Annotated in this window: 19 protein-coding genes and 1 riboswitch; of the genes, 9 read left to right on the forward strand and 10 right to left on the reverse strand. The window is 46.3% G+C overall.

The window, feature by feature from the left end:
* Nucleotides 1-7: 7 nt before the first annotated feature.
* Complete coding sequence (locus tag KDM90_RS07700) at nucleotides 8-433, forward strand: hypothetical protein (RefSeq protein ID WP_212674983.1); 426 nt, start codon at nucleotides 8-10, stop codon at nucleotides 431-433.
* Between the two features lie 96 nt (nucleotides 434-529).
* On the forward strand, nucleotides 530-907 hold the full coding sequence (locus tag KDM90_RS07705) for a hypothetical protein (RefSeq protein ID WP_212674984.1): 378 nt from the start codon (nucleotides 530-532) through the stop codon (nucleotides 905-907).
* Nucleotides 908-956: 49 nt separating this feature from the next.
* Here KDM90_RS07705 and KDM90_RS07710 read toward each other — a convergent pair whose 3' ends face one another.
* A complete protein-coding gene (locus KDM90_RS07710; protein WP_212674985.1) occupies nucleotides 957-1763 on the reverse strand; it encodes an AraC family transcriptional regulator in 807 nt (268 codons plus the stop codon).
* Between the two features lie 182 nt (nucleotides 1764-1945).
* Here KDM90_RS07710 and KDM90_RS07715 point away from each other — a divergent pair, with 182 nt between their 5' ends.
* The 4 genes from KDM90_RS07715 to KDM90_RS07730 all read left to right on the forward strand — a co-directional run bounded on the left by KDM90_RS07715 (nucleotide 1946) and on the right by KDM90_RS07730 (nucleotide 7782).
* A complete protein-coding gene (locus KDM90_RS07715) occupies nucleotides 1946-3208 on the forward strand; it encodes an MFS transporter (RefSeq protein WP_212674986.1) in 1263 nt (420 codons plus the stop codon).
* 511 nt (nucleotides 3209-3719) lie between these two features.
* On the forward strand, nucleotides 3720-5345 hold the full coding sequence (locus tag KDM90_RS18275) for a methyl-accepting chemotaxis protein (protein WP_212674987.1): 1626 nt from the start codon (nucleotides 3720-3722) through the stop codon (nucleotides 5343-5345).
* 207 nt (nucleotides 5346-5552) lie between these two features.
* A complete protein-coding gene (locus KDM90_RS07725) occupies nucleotides 5553-6377 on the forward strand; it encodes a peptidylprolyl isomerase (RefSeq protein WP_212674988.1) in 825 nt (274 codons plus the stop codon).
* 121 nt (nucleotides 6378-6498) lie between these two features.
* Entirely contained in the window at nucleotides 6499-7782 is a 1284-nt protein-coding gene (locus KDM90_RS07730) for a dicarboxylate/amino acid:cation symporter (RefSeq protein WP_212674989.1), read from the forward strand.
* A gap of 101 nt (nucleotides 7783-7883) precedes the next feature.
* Here the strand turns inward: KDM90_RS07730 and KDM90_RS07735 are convergent, their stop codons facing one another.
* The 7 genes from KDM90_RS07735 to KDM90_RS07765 form a co-directional block, all read right to left on the reverse strand.
* Nucleotides 7884-9107 carry an ABC transporter permease gene (locus KDM90_RS07735; RefSeq protein ID WP_212674990.1) on the reverse strand — a complete coding sequence of 408 codons (1224 nt, stop codon included), beginning with the start codon at nucleotides 9105-9107 and terminating at the stop codon, nucleotides 7884-7886.
* A 2-nt stretch (nucleotides 9108-9109) separates the two neighbouring features.
* Nucleotides 9110-9829 (reverse strand): ABC transporter ATP-binding protein, encoded by a 720-nt coding sequence (locus KDM90_RS07740; protein WP_212674991.1) that lies wholly within the window; start codon nucleotides 9827-9829, stop codon nucleotides 9110-9112.
* A complete protein-coding gene (locus KDM90_RS07745; RefSeq protein ID WP_212674992.1) occupies nucleotides 9826-11142 on the reverse strand; it encodes an efflux RND transporter periplasmic adaptor subunit in 1317 nt (438 codons plus the stop codon). The genes KDM90_RS07740 and KDM90_RS07745 overlap by 4 nt, the downstream gene beginning before the upstream one ends.
* 64 nt (nucleotides 11143-11206) lie before the next feature.
* Entirely contained in the window at nucleotides 11207-11902 is a 696-nt protein-coding gene (locus KDM90_RS07750; RefSeq protein ID WP_212674993.1) for a Yip1 family protein, read from the reverse strand.
* 406 nt (nucleotides 11903-12308) lie between these two features.
* On the reverse strand, nucleotides 12309-13247 hold the full coding sequence (ttcA, locus tag KDM90_RS07755) for a tRNA 2-thiocytidine(32) synthetase TtcA (RefSeq protein WP_212674994.1): 939 nt from the start codon (nucleotides 13245-13247) through the stop codon (nucleotides 12309-12311).
* An 8-nt stretch (nucleotides 13248-13255) separates the two neighbouring features.
* Nucleotides 13256-13654, reverse strand: coding sequence for a dihydroneopterin aldolase (locus KDM90_RS07760; RefSeq protein ID WP_212674995.1), 399 nt, complete (start codon nucleotides 13652-13654; stop codon nucleotides 13256-13258).
* Between the two features lie 34 nt (nucleotides 13655-13688).
* Entirely contained in the window at nucleotides 13689-14495 is an 807-nt protein-coding gene (locus KDM90_RS07765) for an SDR family oxidoreductase (protein WP_212674996.1), read from the reverse strand.
* A gap of 155 nt (nucleotides 14496-14650) precedes the next feature.
* On the opposite strand from KDM90_RS07765, the gene KDM90_RS07770 reads away from it, so the two are divergent.
* From KDM90_RS07770 to KDM90_RS07780, 3 genes are all read left to right on the forward strand, one after another.
* Nucleotides 14651-15871, forward strand: a complete 1221-nt coding sequence (locus KDM90_RS07770; RefSeq protein ID WP_230409666.1) for a class I SAM-dependent methyltransferase — start codon at nucleotides 14651-14653, stop codon at nucleotides 15869-15871.
* A 68-nt stretch (nucleotides 15872-15939) separates the two neighbouring features.
* The gene (locus tag KDM90_RS07775) at nucleotides 15940-16137 is read left to right on the forward strand and encodes a DUF2905 domain-containing protein (RefSeq protein WP_212674997.1); all 198 of its coding nucleotides are present in this window, start codon (nucleotides 15940-15942) and stop codon (nucleotides 16135-16137) included.
* Nucleotides 16138-16348: 211 nt separating this feature from the next.
* On the forward strand, nucleotides 16349-17983 hold the full coding sequence (locus KDM90_RS07780) for a tetratricopeptide repeat-containing response regulator (RefSeq protein WP_212674998.1): 1635 nt from the start codon (nucleotides 16349-16351) through the stop codon (nucleotides 17981-17983).
* A gap of 114 nt (nucleotides 17984-18097) precedes the next feature.
* On the opposite strand, the gene KDM90_RS07785 is transcribed toward KDM90_RS07780, so the two are convergent.
* Together KDM90_RS07785 and KDM90_RS07790 are read right to left on the reverse strand one after the other, a co-directional pair.
* Nucleotides 18098-18913 carry a hypothetical protein gene (locus KDM90_RS07785; RefSeq protein WP_212674999.1) on the reverse strand — a complete coding sequence of 272 codons (816 nt, stop codon included), beginning with the start codon at nucleotides 18911-18913 and terminating at the stop codon, nucleotides 18098-18100.
* A gap of 149 nt (nucleotides 18914-19062) precedes the next feature.
* A complete protein-coding gene (locus tag KDM90_RS07790) occupies nucleotides 19063-19629 on the reverse strand; it encodes a TMEM165/GDT1 family protein (protein ID WP_212675000.1) in 567 nt (188 codons plus the stop codon).
* 97 nt (nucleotides 19630-19726) lie between these two features.
* A riboswitch (yybP-ykoY riboswitch) is annotated at nucleotides 19727-19843 on the reverse strand.
* Nucleotides 19844-20371: the final 528 nt, after the last annotated feature.

A 20371-nucleotide genomic window follows, 5' to 3' on the forward strand; every position in this document is an offset into this window, starting at 1 on the left:
TTGTAACATGCCACGTCAAGGGACTTTGCCACACGATCTCATTCACTTTGTCGTCGAGTCATCGCTCCCATTTCGCTATGGTTTTCTCAACCTCGTTGCGGCGGGCGCAGAGGCTAGTTTTGCGATGGAGCTCGCGCATGATAAAAGTCTGACCGATATCGATGTTGAGGCGATTCAAGTCGAAGCAATTGTCGAGGCTCTACAAACCCAACTTTGGGGTGCCTATTTTGATTTTGCTAGTTTCGACGAAGCGAATCAATTGGCATGTAGCGCGCGCGGCAAAACTGCCCTTGCCATCAATGAGGAGCAGTCCTTACAACTGTATCAGACAGTTCTTGATTTATTCGAGCAATGGCAGGCGTTACCATTTCATTCCAGTATGCCACTCCATTTTGATGACGCCAATGAGAGCGAGCACGTCAGCGCAAGCTAGGCTTATGCAAGATTTTTCCTGAACCGAGGTGTTTTTTGCTAGGATGCGCGCTGCATCGAGCTCATTTAAAAACCGACTTACCCCTCTCATTCCACTATGTTGCGCGAAAAATTATTCCTCAGTATTATTTTCTTGATCCTCTCAATGCTGGCTAGCCTCGCTTGCATACCACTATTTGGCGCTTTAATTGCAGATCCGAACGTGGCGAAACGTCTGAGCAGCGGCATCATTATCGTCATGCCCGTAATTAGCTTAGTTTGGATGTGGTTAGCCAAAGCAGCGTCGCCATATAGTTTGCGCCAATATAGCTTTTTGGCTTGGGCAACCGTACTTTGTATCATCGGCGTTTCCAATTTTTGGCTAGTACAGGAAAATTCCGATTCACACAGTGCGATTTTAGTCGTTGGCCTCGTGTGCGCTGGCATTAGTTTTCATGCGCAAAAGAAGCACTTACGCAGGCAACAAGCACGCTAGTCAGCGCCAACATACACTGATACAAACCCACTCTTGGTCGACTATCGGTTTATTTCGACGGCATCTGAAAAAACCGGGTCGGTGATTGTCCAAAGGTTTTTTTAAACATGGCAGAAAACGCCGATTGGCTGGCATAACCTAATTCGCTCGCAACCACAGCCATCGGCTTCCCGGCCGCAATTAACGGCGCAGCTCGCGCTAATCGCATTTGCTGACGCCAAAGACCAAAACTCATCTGCATCTCGCGTTGGAATAAGCGCGCCAAGGTTCGTTCTGAGGCGCCTACCTGCTTCGAAAAATCTTGCAAACTCAGATTTGAAGCAGGATGCGCAATCAAGTGCTCACACAAGCTACGGAGACGACTGTCACGTGGCATCGGAACATTCAATGGCAATGGTGCTGCATGCGCTAATTCATCTAGCAGACAAACCGCTAGATGTGTCTCACGCTGTAACTGTTGCGGATCTTGACTCAACTCAATCGCTGTCAAAGATCGCACCAATTCACGCATCAGGTCAGAGACTTCCAATACCACACAATTGCCACCAATAATCGGTGCTACCGAAGAGTGCACATAGATCGCGCGCAATTGCGCACGTTCTAAAGTCCGTACTTGGTGCTCGACATGCGAAGGAATCCAGATCGCACGCAATGGTGGAACGAACCAAGTTTGATGGTTCGCATTCACCTGCACTGCTCCGTCGAGCGCATAGGTGACCTGACACCAGTCATGTGAGTGGGTATGCAATAACTCATCCGCATCAAGATTGCGTGCAACCACGCGCACAGGCCGTTGAGATGTCGGTGACAAACTCGCTGGAGGCGACCCGGTATGCGTTATAGGCTGTTGACACATGTGATTGCTTTCACAAGAAATGGGCAATATTGGCAAATATTCGATAAATCATGACTGTTTATCTTAAATCAGACGGAGAAAATTTGCATACACTGATTGTCTACCGCAGATAGTGATTGCATTGTCTGCTGCATTGCATGTTATCCAATCATTACACGGCCTCATCGCCGGGAAAGTTTTTCATGAGTAGCCTCACTGCTGACACAAGGCTGAACTTACAACCGAATAGTTTTAAACAAGATGCGATGGTAATCAGCTTAGTTGGCCTTGCCCATGCGATTTCGCATTTTTTTCATATGATTTTGGCACCCCTTTTTCCGTGGCTAAAAGACGCGTTTAATTTGTCCTATGCGGAGTTAGGATTATTGATGAGCGCTTTTTTTGTCGTCTCCGGCATCGGCCAAGCCTTAGCGGGCTTTGTCGTGGATCGAGTTGGCGCCCGTGCTGTCCTGTTCTTTGGAATCGCTTGTTTAGCACTTTCCGCTGCAGTCCTCGCAATCGCACCAAATTATGCGGTACTCATGCTGGGTTCGATGTTGGCTGGGTTGGGGAATAGCGTGTTCCATCCGGCCGACTATACGATCCTCAATCAATGCGTCACCACCCAACGTCTAAGCCATGCTTTTTCTGTTCATGGTATCAGTGGCAATCTCGGATGGGCTGCTGCGCCCGTGTTCTTAGTCAGTATCGCCCATTGGATGAATTGGCGTATCGCATTGATGGCCGCTGCTGTCTTGCCATTGATTGTGTTAGCGATACTGTTGATGCACCGCCAACTCTTGAGTACTCGACAAAACACCGAGCCGCCCAAAGCGACGCTGGACAGAGAGACGAACAAATCGAACAGTGGTGAACAAAGCTTATTTCATTTTATGCGCTTGCCCGCTGTTTGGATGTGTTTCCTATTTTTCTTTATGATTTCTATGGGAATCGGTGGTATTCAAAGTTTTTCACCCACAGCGCTCCGCGAAGTGTACGGCATGTCCTTGAGCTGGGCCACAGCGGCCTATACCGCGTATATGTTGACCTCAGCGGTCGGTATGATCTGGGGTGGCTTTATCGCAGCCAAGGCAAACGACCACGATAAGACCATTACGATTGCCTTTTCTTTCTCCGCACTCATGGCGCTTTTCTTGGCCAGCGGTTGGCTCTCCGCATCGATGGCTGTCGTGTTGATGGGTGCAGTGGGACTTGGCGCAGGCATCGCTGGTCCGTCGCGTGATCTGCTAATTCGCGCAGCAGCGCCCAAAAATGCGACAGGACGAGTATATGGCGTGGTGTACTCTGGCTTGGACATCGGCCTCGCGTTTTCACCTGCCTTGTTCGGCGCATTGATGGATGCCCATCATCCAAATTGGGTATTTGCCGGCATTGGCATCTTTCAACTATGCGCAATTTTCACTGCGGTAGGCGTGGGAACCAACACGCGCGCACGACAAAAATAGACACAACGAGAATGTAAAAACGCGCACCAACAAAGATCGCAAGCTTGGAACTTCATCACCCCGACTTGCGACGGTGCGCAGCATGATTACACGCCTTTAGCATTGCAGCTCAACCTGTTGTCTTATCATCCTCGACAACGAATGCCCTTTCTTTTCAAGATCAATTTCAATACAAGTGAGAAGAATAAAAAACGGTAAATTTTCCGCGTTTTTTCGCTGACATCCCGATCCTGTTGCAAGTTCGCCATAGTCGCAGAGATTTCCCCGCCTCTGTGAAGGATGAGGTCAGAAAGCTTTCTTCAAAGCATGTGTCACATGGTAGGATTTCGCTGGATTTGTTGCACGAAAGATGTACATGCAACAATCAAAATACAAATAAATAAACAAACAAATAAATTACGTGGTGCGATATGCCAACTGGCGATTGCATGACTTCTATCTCAGGCTGGATAGGCAACTCGCCATCGAGTTACCACAACAGACTTCGTTTTTGTTCGCTTAGGAGAGTAGTATGGGCGGTTTTGGCCTCATTCATCAATTCAGTATTGGCAAGCGGCTTGGTGCACTGATCATCAGTGCGGTACTGGGCGTACTAGCAATGACCGTGTTTTTCTTGACGACAGAGAAAAACGTGATCCTGGGTCAACATCAAAAAAGCGTACAACATACCGTTGAACTAGCAAACACTTTGCTTGAACACTATCAAAAGCTCGCAGCCCAAGGCAATATGAGCGAGGCCGATGCCAAGACCGCGGCAATATCGGCTATCAAGGCATTGCGCTATGGTGACAATGAATATGTTTGGATTAACGATACCAAACCAGCGATGATCATGCATCCGACTACGCCAAATTTAGATGGTCAAGATTTATCGAGTACCAAAGATGCGAATGGACGACTCATCTTTATCGACATGCTCAATCTGGTGAAAAGCAAAGGTGCAGGATTTATCTCATACACTTGGAATAAACCTGAAACCAACAAAGCAGTAGATAAAATCGCCTATCTCAAACTCAACAATCAGTGGTCGTGGGTGATCGGTTCTGGTGTCTATATGGATGGAATAGATGCCATCATCTATAGCCGCGCGCTTCAAATTTTATTGACGGTCGTCTTATTGGCCTTAGTATTAATCGCTCTTGGGATAGTCATTGCGCGCGGTCTAATTCGACAATTAGGTTGTGAGCCAAGCTATGCGGTTGAAATCACCAGCTCGATCGCCTCAGGGGATTTAACTGCACATATCGACCTCGATATGAAAAATCAACAAAGTTTGCTGTATTCGATTTTTACTATGCGCAATAGCCTACGCGATATTATTCGAGAAGTGCGCAAAGGCACTGATGCGATCGTGACCTCATCGACAGAAATCGCACAAGGCAATATGGACTTGTCCTCACGTACAGAAAGCCAAGCAAGTTCGCTTGAGGAGACAGCAGCGTCGATGTTGACTCTCACAGATGCTGTTAAGCTCAACTCCTCACATGCGCGAAATGCCAATCAAATGGCGGCATCGGCGTCAAGCGTGGCGATCAAAGGAGGAACAGTGGTCAATGAAGTCGTCGCGACAATGGGAGTGATCAATGCTTCTTCACAAAAAATTGTCGACATCATTTCTGTTATCGATGGCATCGCTTTTCAAACAAATATTCTTGCATTGAATGCCGCGGTCGAAGCAGCGCGCGCTGGTGAGCAAGGTCGTGGTTTCGCCGTCGTTGCTTCAGAAGTACGTAGCTTGGCACAGCGTTCGGCTAGCGCAGCAAAAGAAATCAAACAGCTCATTGGTGATTCTGTAGAAAGCGTCAAACTGGGTACCGAGCTGGTCGACCAAGCTGGCAATACGATGAAAGAAATCGTAGAAAGTGTGGATCACGTCACACGCATTATGGAAGAAATCACCAAAGCATCGGATGAGCAAGCAAATGGAATTGAACAAGTCAATGCTGCAATCCGCGAAATGGATGATGTCACCCAACAGAATGCGGCACTCGTCGAACAGGCCGCTGCCGCTGCATCCGCGATGCAAAATCAGGCGGCGTCGCTGACCCAAGTTGTGCATATGTTTAAAATGCGTGGCGATCCTGGTACAGCGCAAACACATTCACACCCTATTCATCGCGCCCCTCAACTTCACTAAGTGAGATGGAATAGCTGAAGCAATGGTGTCGAATTTTTGCTAGACCTTACCTCAATAAACTGGCTTCCCTCTGATAAAGACGGAAGCCTTTTTAATCAACAAAAAGCTTGGTCGGAACAACAAATCACTAGGCGCATTCAACAAGCTTGCCTACAATAGGCCAATGGGCAGACTCACCAACGCTCAAATTACCTTTCGGGTCCATACATGAAGAATTCAACACAGCTTGTCGCATGGAGCCTACTTGCTGGGTTCACCTGCTGCTTAAATCAATCTGCATACGCACAAGACGCTTGGCGTCAACTCGATCCAGACAATACTCTCATCATTGACTCAAGCAAGGGTCGCATCGTGATTGAAATGCGACCTGAAATCGCTCCCAAGGCTGTCGAACGAATTAAATTACTGAGCCGTGAAAAAGTCTACGACGGTTTGCAATTTCATCGAGTTATTGCGAAATTTGTGGCGCAAACAGGCAACCCCAACAATCGTGATGGAGGCACCAGCAAACATCCCAATCTTCCACCTGAAATGATGTTCAAAATACCCTATTCGAAGATCGGTGTTTGGGCCAGTCAAAGCAGCGACGGTGCGACGGGATTTATTGGTAGTATCCCGATTCAAACACTCCCCTTAACGGATCCCATCAAAAGTGATCAAGTACCAATGCGAAGCTGGGGCGCACATTGCCCTGGCGTTGCCGGTATGGGTCGCAATGAAGCACGAGACTCCGCGAATAGCGAACTCTATTTCATGTTAGATGCAAGCCGCCGACTTGATCGTGACTACACGGTCTTTGGTCGTATCGTTGGCGGTATGGATGTTCTTCTCAAGATTCAGCATGGAGAACCGCCGAAGCAGCCCGATGTTATGCTGTCCGTCAAAGTAATGGCGGACCTGCCTCTCGATTCTCGTCCCAAAATGCAAATCGCTACTGACGCGGCGCTAGCACAAATAGTTGCAAAGATGCGGCAAGAGAAAGGCGCCGATTTTAGTATCTGCGATATCACTATTCCCAGCCAATTTGAGTAAAGCGAATACAAGGGAATGGCGGGATGGGCACACCCAGAATTGACTATGCATGCAGTACTCTTTGATGGTCGATGCGTCCACGCTTTTCTATTCTAAAGTCAATCCATACAGAACCAATAAAATGAATACGAGCACGCAATCGATCTCTTCACCGCACACCAGCACACTACGCAATTACGCGGATATCTTGTTATTACTAAGTGGCATCGCGGTCGGGAGCGGCATCGGTTTGATTTTCGGTAAGCAGGTAGAAAGCATTAAATTCATTGGCGATATTTTCTTAAATTTGTTATTTACCGCGATTATTCCTCTCGTCTTTTTTACCATTGCGTCGTCGGTTGCGAATCTCCAAACCAGCAGTCAATTAGGCAAATTATTTGGCATCGTTGCTGGCGTATTTTTAAGCACCGTACTGATCTCTGCGCTGGTCATGATGGCTGTGATGTTGATGTTCCCCATCGATCAGGACAATAGCCTGCGATCGATGGCGGCTCAAGCCTTAATCGACAACCCCACCAATGCAGCACATAGTAGCGGAACGAGTTTGACACAAGTCTTAACGGTCAACGATTTCTTTGAACTGATGGCGCGCAAGAATATGCTAGCGCTGATTCTGATTTCCTTGTTGGTCGGTTTTGCAAGCTTACGAGCGGGCGAAAAAGGCAAAGTCTTTGCGCAATTCTTGGACTCTACGAATGAGGTGATGAAACAGTTGTTGGGACTGATCATGAAAACTGCACCGCTTGGACTAGGCGCTTATTTTGCCTACCAAGTTGGCGTTTTTGGACCACAACTATTGGGTATTTACTTTCATCCGTTAGCGCTTTACTACCTCACGTGTGCAGTATACTTTGTGGTCTTCTTCAGTCTCTATGCGTATTTTGCAGGCGGCCAATTAGGCTTGCGTGTTTTCTGGAAAAACAATTTGACACCTGCTATTACAGCAATTGGTACTTGTTCAAGCATTGCAACCATTCCGGCAAATTTGCTAGCAGCTGAGAAAATGCGCATTCCTGAGCATATCCGAAATATTGTGATTCCCTTAGGTGCGCCAATTCACAAAGATGGCTCAAGTATGTCATCGATCATCAAACTTGCCCTATTGTTCGCAATGTTTGGGCAAGATTTCTCCGCGCCTCAGATGTTCTTCGCAATTATGGGAATCACCGTCATCGTTTCTATCGTGGAGGGCGGCATACCGAATGGAGGTTATATCGGCGAAATTTTTGCGATTACCGCTTTTGGTTTTCCGATGGAACAAGCGTTACCCGTTGCGATGGTGATCGGTACTTTGGTCGATCCAATAGCAACGCTTCTCAATGCGAATGGCGATCTAGTATCATCGATGATGGTGGCAAGAGTAGCGGAAGGCAAAGACTGGTTGCGTTCACGCATGAAGGAATGACGAACCGGTATCATTGACTCTGTCAGGTTTCAAACAAAAAGCCCTCAACTGGTTTGAGGGCTTTTTGTCTTTACATTCCGAGCACATCACTTTCACGTCTTTTATTCATAGCGTAGTGCATCAATAGGATCGAGCTTTGCCGCTTTACTTGCTGGCATCACACCAAAGACAATTCCGACACCGGCAGAGAAGACGAACGACAACATGACGGCCCACCAAGGAACCACTGCATCAGGAAAATCTGGAATCATTTTCGAAATTCCAAATCCCAAGCCATAGCCTAAAATGAGCCCGATCAGGCCGCCTAAAACGGACAGAGTGACTGCTTCAATGAGAAACTGCATCATGATGTCGCGACTTCGAGCGCCAATAGCCTTGCAAATGCCAATTTCACGAGTCCGCTCCGTTACCGAGACCAACATAATATTCATAATCCCAATACCGCCCACCAACAGCGCAATACCGACGATTCCGCCCATCACTAAGGTGACCGTCGCTGTGATGCTATCCAAGCTCTTGGACAGTTGATCTGAAGAAGCGATCTCAAAATCATCAGGGACATCCGGATCGAGTCGATGTGCTTTCCGCATCACCGCAGTGATCCGAGGTTTGACTTCCTCCAATTTTGAAATATCTTTTAAAGAGACGGTGAACTGCATATTATTGAGGCGTTGATTATTCCCGACGAGACTACGTCCGGTTCTAAAAGGAATAATCACATAGTCATCCTGCGACATGCCAAACAGTTCTCCACGCTTTTCCATCACACCAATGATTTTGAACCATTCATTATTAAATCCTATGTATTGGCCAATTGGATTATCCGGCAAATGCAAGGTTTCGATCAGCCGTGGTCCAATCACCGCAACCCGACGTGCACTGGTTTCATCTGTCACACTCAGGAAGCGGCCCATGCTTGCAAATCGCTGCTGAACATCCTGATAGGTCGGCGTTGTTGCAATGACCCTCGCCGTCGCGTCGGTACTGCCATAACGCACGCTCGACATTGACAACATAAACAAGGGACTCACGTCAGCGATCTCTTCGACATGGGTACGCAAGTGTTGAATGTCTTCAAAACGCAATTCGTTAAACTTTCCACGCATTGCGTCTTTCATTGTGTTGTGCGCGGTAATTGTTAGCGAATTTCCACCTAAACCCTCAAACTGCTTCGTCACACTTTTGGAGAGGCCTTGAATCAGCGAAATCACCGTGATTACCGATGCAACACCAATGATAATTCCCAACGAGGTGAGGAAACTACGCATCCGATGTGCACGAATTGAATTGAGTGCTGAACGTATACTTTCAACTAAAAGAAACATGATCAATCTCCCGTCGAATCTGTCACAGCAGGCATAGCGAAACCCTGGTCTTTGCGCGTATCACTGAGAACTCGGCCATCGCTGAGACGCACAATTCGATGACACTGGTCAGCAATTTCTGGTTCATGCGTGACCATTACCACGGTTTGTCCATTTCGATGTACTTCCTTGATCAATTCCAAGATTTCTAAACTCGTACTTGAGTCAAGATTACCAGTCGGTTCATCGGCCAGTAAAATCGCTGGCTTGCCGACAAGCGCACGAGCAATCGCGACGCGCTGCCGCTGTCCACCAGAGAGTTCATTTGGGCGATGGTGCATACGAGAGCCCAAACCAACATGGTCAAGCGCTTCCGCCGCGAGGCGATTCCTTTCTTTTTGATGAATGCCACGATAGATCAAAGGTTGAGCGACATTGTCCAGAGCTGTGGCACGGGGTAAGAGATGGAAACTTTGAAAAATAAATCCGATTTCCGCATTACGTACCAGAGCTAATTCATCACTTTCCATTGTTGCGACATCGCGCCCATTCAGTTGATAAGTACCGGAGCTAGGCCTATCCAAACAGCCAACAATATTCATTAATGTCGACTTCCCTGAACCAGATGTACCAATGAAGGCAACCAATTCATTCCGTTCAATATGTAGATCAACGCCACGCAAAGCCTGCACGGTCTGATCACCCATCTGGTAGTTTTTAGTTATACCGGTTAAGGTGATCACGATTTTTTACCTTCCGCCGAGACCGTTGTCGATGCGCTGCTGCTCGCAGCTGTGCTTGCTGAACCGGTTGCGGAAGCAGCCGAGCCCGTTGGCTTTGTGGCCCCTGTATCGGTTTTCTTTTCTTGAATTTGGTCCCCATCACGCAATGCGCGCAACACACGTGCAGGCCCTGTCACTACCATATCGCCATCGACAACACCGGACAAGATTTCTTGATTATTGTCGTCAGCAATCCCTACTTTGACTTCTTTTTTACGTGCGACACCATCTTTCACAGTAAACACGACACCCGCACCTTTTAAAGCTTCTTTCGATTCCTTCGCACCCTTATTTTCCAACTTCATACTGTCACCAGTCAAAATTGCTTGGATAGGTAAGACTGGACGCAAGCTACCGCCTCCAGTCACAATTTCAACTCGACAAGTCATCCCTGTTCGAATCCCTAGCGTCGTCTCAGATAAACGCAACTTAACAACATAGGTCTTGCCCTGTGATGCACCAGGCAAATTAGCGCGCGGTGCCATCGACACCTCTTCCACTACACCAGCCACTGGTTGATCATCAAATGCCGCTGGAAAGACTTTCGCGCGTTGTCCCACTGCGACTTTTGCGACATCCGCTTCATCAACATTCACTTCAGCCATGATGCTGCCAATATCCGCGATCGTCATCAAGGAAGAACCAGCCATGCCTGTCGCACTCGCCACTGCGGTTTCACCAATCTTAATTTGTACAGCCGTTACGGTGCCACTGATTGGCGCTTTCACTTCGGTTTTGTCCAATCGTTTCAGTGCTTGATCTAAGGAAGCGCTTGCTTGTTGCATGCTCTCACGCGCCGCATGCAAGTCAACTTTCGCAACATTAAGTTGGTGCACCGCATCTTCATACTTGCTGGCATCAATGAATTTTGCTTCCGCCAAGCGGCGGCTGCGATCCGCATTAATTTGTTGGCGATCCACGTTCAACTGTGCGCGCTCAATATTGACTTGCGCACTACGGACTATCGCTCGCTGCTGCGTTACTTCCGCCCGAATCAAAGTCGGATCTAAACGCAGCAGCACTTGGCCTTGCTGAATTTTGTCGCCTTCTTTCACCAAAACTTCGGAAACTTTACCGATAACTTCGCTCGACAATTGAACTTGTTGACGAAATACGAAATTCCCCGACGCTAGGATCGATGGCTGAATTTCTTTCTTACTGACTTTCGCTAACTCGACTTCAATTTTCGGTTTGCTGTTAGTGAACTTAATCGCGACTGGCACGATGATAACTGCTGCAATAACAGCAATTCCAAGAATCTGACGTTTATTCATAATGTGCTTTGAATACCTGAAGAAAGCGGCTTGTGGAAGACTCGTTATAGAAGGCTACAAAAAATCACTTAAAGAAAACCAGTTTTGCCATCCATAAACCATAAATGACGGCATAAGGTAAAACTGCAACCACCGCACAACTCAGCAGTTTGCGTCCAGTCCAAATGCGTAAACCAACAAATGAGATGAAGATAGACCAGAACATAGGAACGCTCAGGCTGTTCATGATACCCACCCACGGATGATCTGGCGGGAAGTTAGTCAGCAGAAAGTTAAATGACAGCATGTTCAAGCCTTCCATCGAGACTTGACCGTGACCAGTTAAAATTTGCAAAGCCATCAACGGCGCACCGATCAAACTTGGAACGCTACTCCATACGGCAAAATTAAACCATTTACCATAAGGAAGCGCGCTATCCATTACTTTTGACGCCAGCAGCAAATAGAGACCGTGCACTGCATAAAATAGCGGCATCCCGATCAAAACGCCACCCATCGTGGTGATGAGCATACTGTTCTTAGACATGATTTTGGTAACCATTTCACGCTCTTCGGGTTTCATATCGGGTTTGGCACTGAGTGTATGATCGATCAACCATGAAAAATCCACTGTTGCGTAGTACCAGTAAAATAATCCGAGGGTCGAACCCATCATGAGAATGAGCGGAATCCATGGCTTCGAATTTTCCTTTAGGGATGCAAACGCGGCACTCGGCTCATAAAACAATTTCATCAAAACGGTAAAAGCATTGGTAGACATGATATTTCCTTTTCCTTTTTATACAATCAAGAGCAACGAATGTTCAGATGGAGCAAAAACAAGCTAAAAAAGCCAGCATAGAAAACAGCCAGGCTGGCTTTAGCGATCACGACATGAATCAGTCATACGATCCGTGATCATAAACCGAGATTGACAAATTTACACGAATAAAAACGACAACAGAATGTTTTTTCTCATTTTGATGACCGCGTGTCTTCTTACAGTGTGAGTCATTCCAGTGTAATTCCTCGTCTCTATTCGTGGTTTAGCTTGCGATAAACCACGAATTCAGTGCGATGAAAACCGATAGGATGGGATGAAATTGACTTATCAAACAAAAAAAGCATGCATTTATACAATGCATGCTTTTTTTCTGATGAGCGAATACAGTGCGAAGGGAGGAATCTTAATCGGACTCCGACTCGTACTGCGAAAGCGGCACAATCGATGGAGCACAAGGCTCCTCATCAAACGCAATATCACCATTAGCGATCGCTTCGCCAGTGAGTTTTAAGTCGCGGAAATTAAACAGGTCTTTGTCCATCAAATGTGATGGCACGACTGTCGAAAGCGCTGAAAAAATATTATCAACGCGTCCAGGATGTTGTTTATCCCATTCTCGCATCAATTGTTTAACGTGTTTGCGCTGCAAATTTTCTTGTGAACCGCATAAGTTGCAAGGGATGATGGGAAATTGTTTTACCTCAGCATAACGGGCCGTATCCGCTTCTTTCACATATGCCAGCGGACGAATAACAATATGACGCCCATCGTCTGACTGTAACTTAGCTGGCATTCCTTTCAATTTGCCACCAAAAAACATATTCAGAAAAAAGGTTTCCATAATATCGTCGCGATGATGTCCAAGCGCAATTTTGCTGGCCCCGAGTTCATCCGCAACCCGATAGAGTATTCCACGACGCAAGCGTGAACAGAGGGAACAGGTAGTTTTACCCTCGGGGACTAATCGCTTGACGATACTATACGTATCTTGATTTTCAATATGGTAAGGAATCCCCAATTTATCCAAATAGGTCGGTAAGACATCTTCCGGAAAGCCTGGTTGCTTTTGATCGAGATTCACCGCAACGATTTCAAAATTAATCGGTGCACGCTCACGCAGAGTCATCAAGATATCCAACAAGGCATAGCTATCTTTGCCTCCAGAAAGACAGACCATCACCTTATCGCCGTCTTCAATCATATTAAAATCACCAATCGCTTGTCCGACTAATCGACACAAACGTTTGTGTAATTTATTGTTTTCATAAGCAATTTTTTCAGGCGAGCGGGTACTGCTGGTTTGCAATGGCTTGCTAGGACTTGGTATGGAAATGACTTGCATAACTTAGCTCACGTTTCAGACTTGATTTGAAATACTTCGACTCCCACACCTTCACAATCTGGGTACACATCGGGTTTCATTGTCGAAACACGAACTGCTTTCACACGTGGATGGGCTAACATTATTTTAGCGACGTCATCACATAGCGTCTCTTGTAAGTGCACATGCCCTTGAGCGACCCGAGCAGCGATCGTGCCACGCATGAAATCATAGTCAACCACCTCGTCCAATTGATCGTCTTTAGGCGTGGACAAAGCAAGCGGTATATACAGATCGACATTGATCATGACGCGCTGCTCGCCTTTTTTTTCAAAATCATGCACACCTATATTGATATTGACTTCGTAGTTACGCAAAAACAAACGACGACAATCGGCAAGTTGTGGGTGATGGAGGATAGATAACATAGTGGGTCGCTTTAAGTACGTACAAATAGTTTAGTTAAAAAGTTTCTTTCTGGTTCGCTTGGGCTGTCGCTAAAAACATGACGTCACGTTGCGTAGGAATCAAGTGCTGTCCTCCGTCAACGATTAATGTCGATCCAGTCACTGCTTTTGCATTGGCAGCATAACAAACTGCTTCAGCGATATCCTCAGGCAAGCTTGAGCGCCCCAGTGGAGTGATGCGATGGGCAGCCTCAAAATCACTCGCGCTCTGCTCTCCTGACACCATCGACAGACCTGGAGCAATCCCCACGACCCTCAATTTCGGCGCCAAGGCTTGTGCCAACATCACAGTTGACGTTTGTAATGCGGCTTTTGAGAGAGTGTAAGACAAATAGTCAGGATTTAAATTGAATAATTTTTGGTCCAAAATGTTGATTACAGAGGCCATTCCTGCCACGCACCCACTTGGTTGGACTGAGTAGAGATCTTGAGCAAGAATGATCGGCGCCATCAAATTTGCATGCATATGTTTGTCCAAAGACGCACTAGTGAAATCCTTTGCGCTGTCTCCTTCAAATAAGGATGCATTATTAACTACGCAATCCAATCGTCCAAAGATTGCCATTGCCGCTGGCACAATCGAGCGGATCTGCACTTCATCGCCCAATTCGGCTTGAATACACGTCGCCCGTTGACCAAGGTTTTCAATTTCTTCGACAACTTTTCTTGCTTCAATTTCAGACCTGCCATAATGCACTACGATATCCCAACCTTGCCTAGCCAACGCCAACGCAATTTGACGACCAATACGCCTAGCAGCCCCGGTAATAAGAGCAACACGAGTAGAAGATGCTTCGCTCATAGAGAATTCACTTTATACTTAACCACAGAATTCGCTGAAGTCTGCCCAACACAAAGGCACCTTAACAGCATTGTCCGAAAAATTTAATACAGCAACAGGTGAAAATGTTTTCACAATTTAGTGGGAAACATTCCGCTTTTTTATACAATGGCAGCATGCAAAAAATTAACTCATCATCGCAACACAAATTGAATTTGCCTCAGCCATCAGAAGCTGCGCTCGCAAACTCCCAGCAGCTACTTCATTTAATTCAATCCGAAATCGATGCGAACAATGGATGTATTGCGTTTTCACGCTACATGGAATTAGCTTTATATACTCCCCGATTGGGCTACTATAGTGGCGGCTCCACCAAACTCGGCGTCGATGGTGACTTCACGACGGCACCTGAAATCTCCAGCTTATTTGGATCGACACTAGCTCAAACGATCAGTCAGCTATTTCAACAAACTAGCCACCAAATTATCGAATTTGGCGCAGGTACAGGTAAATTAGCTTTCGACATCCTCTCTGAATGTCAATTGTCGAATATATCGATAAACCGCTATTTTATCGTGGAATTGTCTGGCGAGCTCAGAGCACGGCAAGAAGAACGGTTGAAAAATTTCCCCGAAGTTGTCTGGCTCGATCAAATGCCTACCGAATTCACTGGCGTGATTATCGGCAACGAAGTATTGGACGCGATGCCTGTTGAACTAATTGTCAAAGCCAATGATGCCTGGCAAGTATTAGGTGTTTGTCGCGATGCTCAGCAAACGACTGGCCTCAATCTGACCCCAATGCCGGATTCATTTGCGGTAGCGACCGAATTAGTAGCGCAAATACCATTTGCGGCTGAGCTTCCTGCCAATTACATTACTGAGGTGCACCCAATCAGTCTCGGTTTTATGCGTAGTATTGCTGCCATGATGCAACAGGGCAAAACAAGATCGGGACTGGGCAGTGCATGCATTTGGATCGATTATGGTTTCCCATCGCACGAATACTATTTAGCTCAGCGTGAACGAGGAACTTTGATGTGTCATTATCGCCATCATGCGCATCCTGATCCATTTTACTTACCCGGGTTACAAGACATCACAGCCCATGTTGACTTTACCGCGGTTGCCGTGGCGGGAGTTCAATCTGGCCTCGACCTGCTCAGTTACACGAGTCAAGCTAGCTTTTTACTTGCTTCTGGAATAACTGACATTCTCAGTCGGATTCCAATTGAAGATAACCAACGATATTTACCTGCTGCAAATGCTACGCAAAAATTGACATCGCCCGCAGAAATGGGGGAATTGTTTAAGGTCTTAATCCTCGGCTGTGGAATTGAACTTGATGATGCACTTGCCACTAAGCTTCTCCCCTATGATCGCAGCCATCGGCTATGAGGTCGGGTGATCACGCAAACGACGAATTTAATTGCTTTACAATCGGTTTTATTTATTGAAAGAATGTCATGATACGCTGGGTTTTGGTCATCTTCATCGGTCTAATAATATTTGCCAATTTATTACCATGGTTGCAAAAATTAGGTTTGGGGAAATTGCCTGGCGATTTTCGCTTCCGCCTCTTCGGAAGGATTTTTACGATTCCATTTGCCTCAACGATCGTGTTATCGCTTGCTATCTTGCTTATTGCAAAATTTCTCAAATGAAACTTTACGTGGCAATCAAACGACGTTGCTTGGCTTGCATTGAAAAAAATTGCTACACAGCTATATTGCTACCCGGTATTCGGTTAAAGTTTTGGCATAGTTTAGTCGACATCAAGTGAGCGACCTTCAAATCCAATTAGTATTGGATGCATTACGATAAGTATCATAACAATGTAATGACAGACCACACCATTTTCAACAAAAGGGTTTCATGAGCAATTTAGGTGACATTCGTGCTTTACTCGTCGAACCGCATTCTGGGATGCGCATGAGTTTGCACAACATGCTTAATTTGTGCGGCATCAATAAGATCGAACACGCTCTCACTTCAGGGACAGCCGTGCGCGCAATTCAGACCAAAGTGTTTGATTTGGTACTGTGCGAATACGATTTGGGTGTAGGACAAGACGGTCAACAATTGCTCGAAGACATTCGACATCACAAATTAACCCCGCTCTCAACCATCTTCATTATGGTCACCGCTGAGCGTGCCTACGAGAAAGTTGTCAGCGCTGCAGAATTGGCTCCTTCCGACTATTTACTAAAACCTTTTACCGCCGACATGCTATTAGAGCGTGTTCTGAAAGCGATTGAAAAACGTAAGGCTTTTGTCGAAGTTTACGATCTGATGGAGCAAGGTTTCGTGCGTGAGTCGATCGAAGCTTGTCTTCAAGGTGAGGCTACCTATCCGCGCTATGCGGTGGATTTTATGCGATTGCGCGCCGAACTGCACGTTACTCTTGGTGAAGCAAACGAGGCCGAAATTCTTTACGCAAAATTGTATGAAATGAAAGCTGTCGCTTGGGCTAGGTTAGGACTTGCAAAGACCTTATTCATGCAAGGTCGCTACCAAGAAGCTGAGGACATTCTAAGCAACCTCGTCGCCGAAAATAATAAATACATGGATGCCTATGATTGGCTGTCGAAAACGCACGAAGCGATCGGTGCGTTACCACAGGCCAAATCGGTTTTGGATACCGCGATCACGGTATCGCCACATGCGGTCAGGCGACTACGTAAATTAGGCTCACTCGCGCTTGAAACTGGGGATATTGATACAGCTGAAAATGTATTAAAAAAGGTCGTTAGTAAAGCAAAGTACTCTGAATTCCGCGATCCAGAAGATCATGTCAACTTAGTCAATGCCTTGGTCAAGAAAGGTGATCACAACCAAGCAAAATCGGTTATACGTGATCTCGAAAAAAGCATGACTGGCATAAAAAAGACCGAGGCATGTAGGGCAATTTCTGCTGCAATGGTTCATGCGTCAACTGGCGACATGAATAAATTAACGCAGGAATTAGAAGCCGCGGTGCAAGCGAACCGTGAAGACATTGGCCTTTCGAATGATCTTAAGCTCGGCTTGGCAAAAAGCTGTCTCGAGAACAATAAGGAGGATGCAGCATCAGAAGTAATTATGGAAGTAATGCGCAATGCTCCTAACCAAAATATGGTGAGTAAAGCAATGGGGGTTTTCGAAAGTGTCGGAAAAGGGCACCTAGGTAAAGAACTCGCTAAACGTAGTCAAAAGGAAGTCAAAGACTTAGTTGCATTAGGCGTACAGAAAGCCAAGGAAGGCGATTTCCGCGGCTCGGTAGAACTTATGTCGAGCGCCGCCCGCAAATCGCCAGATAACCCGCAAGTCGTTCTGAATGCTGCGTTGGCAGCCCTCAAATGTATTGAAAATTTAGGCTGGGATCCAGCCACAGGCTCACTCGCAAAACAATTGATTGATTCCGCTGCTCGGCTTGATCCTATGAATAATCGATTGAAGGCAATTCGAGGACTGTACGAGGAACTGCAAAAGCGATTTGGAATTGATGCGGTTCGCGCCAAGATAAGTTAAGTGCCCTACGATGGCTAAGCCAACACTGCCTGCGCCTCGATCAATGCTTCAAAAGTCTGGCTCTTCAACACAATTTCAAGGCAACGGAATCGACTCGCAGCGACCAGCCGCTGCTTAGGTCAGTTCAATTTTTTGTTTCTTTGCAAGAGCATCCAAATCCTGCCAAATCGTCATTTGATTAAGTATACGTGTGGCTGGATCTCGCAAGCCGGTCAAATTAAAAAACCTTTCGACCGAGAGACCATCAAAATGCATGCTTTGAGAAAAATTAATGGTTCCATATTGCTGACGAAATGCGAGCAGGAGATCAGCAGGAGAATCTTTATGCCAGGCTTGCATTACGCCACCTATCATCAAAGCAGTGTCGATGGTCTGCTCTTGCATGCGTGAATTCTTGATACTTCCTAAATCTTTGTAGTCCAGTAACCGTGGAAAGTAGAATTTTTTTATCCAGCTTGCTGGAATTCCACCGGCGCGCGCGAGCTTCACACTACGCCAATGCTTCCAAGATTTCTCGCTACTATCAGCGGCCTCAAAGTGAAGGTCTGCCTGCACTTCACAGTCTTCACCCAATTCAATTTCAAGCACCACTGGTAAAGCGATATCTTGCGCGACGGCTTCCAAGCCCGTCATATGCGGACGCTCGCCACGAATAGTTTGCAGTGATTGAACAAACTCTCCGAGGATCATTTCATGCTTCGCGTACACTTCGACAGTAGAATGACAAAATGTGGTCGCAGCTGCAAAATAGGCCATTAGCTCGCCAAGATAAATACCATTTGTGTCATTCAAGGCAGGCGCATTCGTTTGATTTGGTAATGCTATTCGTACCAAATTTTCGGGAATGCCGTGCGCGAGATACGGACGCAATGAATGAGAAATCGTACCAACTTTAACAGTGGTAGATTTGGGCAAGACGAAGGCGCTCATTTAAAACCTTTGCACATAAAAGTCAGCCCATTACTGAGCTGAGCGAGAGTCAAAAAAACAAATGAAGAAAGACTTCTTTCCCATTAATCAAATGGAAAAAGACCAATGCCAAGTATTAAATCCTAGCGGCTCCTACTAGTAAAGGTCTTTCACACAGAGGCTAGGTTTAACAACACTAATAGACCAAGTATTGCGAAAACAAGCGCAGCTATCCAACGTACATAGTGGAAAGGAAAATTGGGTGATGCTACTTTTCCCAAAAATACGGCTGGCACGTCCGCAATCAACATACCCAGAGTCGTTCCCGCAACAACCAAAGTCAATGACGAATACTTTGCCGCTAAAGCAACGGTAGCCAGCTGGGTCTTATCTCCAATCTCAGCAATAAAGAAACTAACAAGGGTAAGCATGAAAACACCCCATTTACCAGTCTTCAGCTCTTGGTCGTCAATTTCATCGGGTTTGAGCGTCCATGCAGCAATGGCGAGAAAGGATAATCCTAATGCCCATCGCAATATCTCCGGAGATACTTGGGTGACCACCCATTGCCCAAAAAGTCCTGCCAGCAAATGATTTGCTAAGGTTGCAATGAGAATACCGAGAATGATAGGGATGGGTTTTCGATAGCGCGCCGCTAACAGTAGAGCCAATAACTGAGTTTTATCACCGATTTCACCAATGGTGACTGCAAATGAAGAGACGAGGAATGCTTCCATATTTATGTCGGATGGGCATTGAGATAAAAACACAATGAACAATCTTTCCACTTGCCCATCCTGGGTAAAAGTGAAAAAAGTGTTCAAAGGTCTTGCCAAATATCTGTCTTGCCGACGCAATAATCAAATGCACCATGATCGGTTGATCAAGTATGTTGATGCATCTATTTCCTCTATACAGCAAGGAAACAGGCTACTCCCCAATGAAAACTGCCACATTATACCCGATTGACTTCGTCTTTCTATTGTGATGATCATAAAATTGCCAAGAAGAACAACTTATTTTCAAGCATGGTCAATGGCTATCGTCCACACCAACTGGGTCAGTTACACCAATATAGCGTCTACGATGTATTCGACGTCGATTATGAAAAAGCAAATTCCTATTCTCCCGACCATTCATTTCCAATGACTTGATATTGGGTGCTGAAAGGGACATAAAGCGTGCGTGAAGAGTATTGCCAACCAGAAGGAAATAGGCCGAAGAGAGGCACACAGAAGTTTCTGTGGTAGTTAGTACTAAAAAAGTCGTGAAGGAGAGCCTGAGGAGTGGTGGATCGAAGGTGAGGAGTAACAAAGAATCGGGTTATGTGGAATATGTTTTTGTGTAGGGATAAAGCAAAAGCCCCTGATTCGTTGGAATCAGGGGCTTTCTGGTATAAGAGCCTGACGATGACCTACTTTCACACTGGTTGCAGCACTATCATCGGCGCAAAGTCGTTTCACGGTCCTGTTCGGGATG

Origin of the sequence: Affinundibacterium fentianense, assembly GCF_018139545.1 — a bacterium.
Taxonomy (GTDB): domain Bacteria; phylum Pseudomonadota; class Gammaproteobacteria; order Burkholderiales; family Burkholderiaceae_D; genus Undibacterium; species Undibacterium fentianense.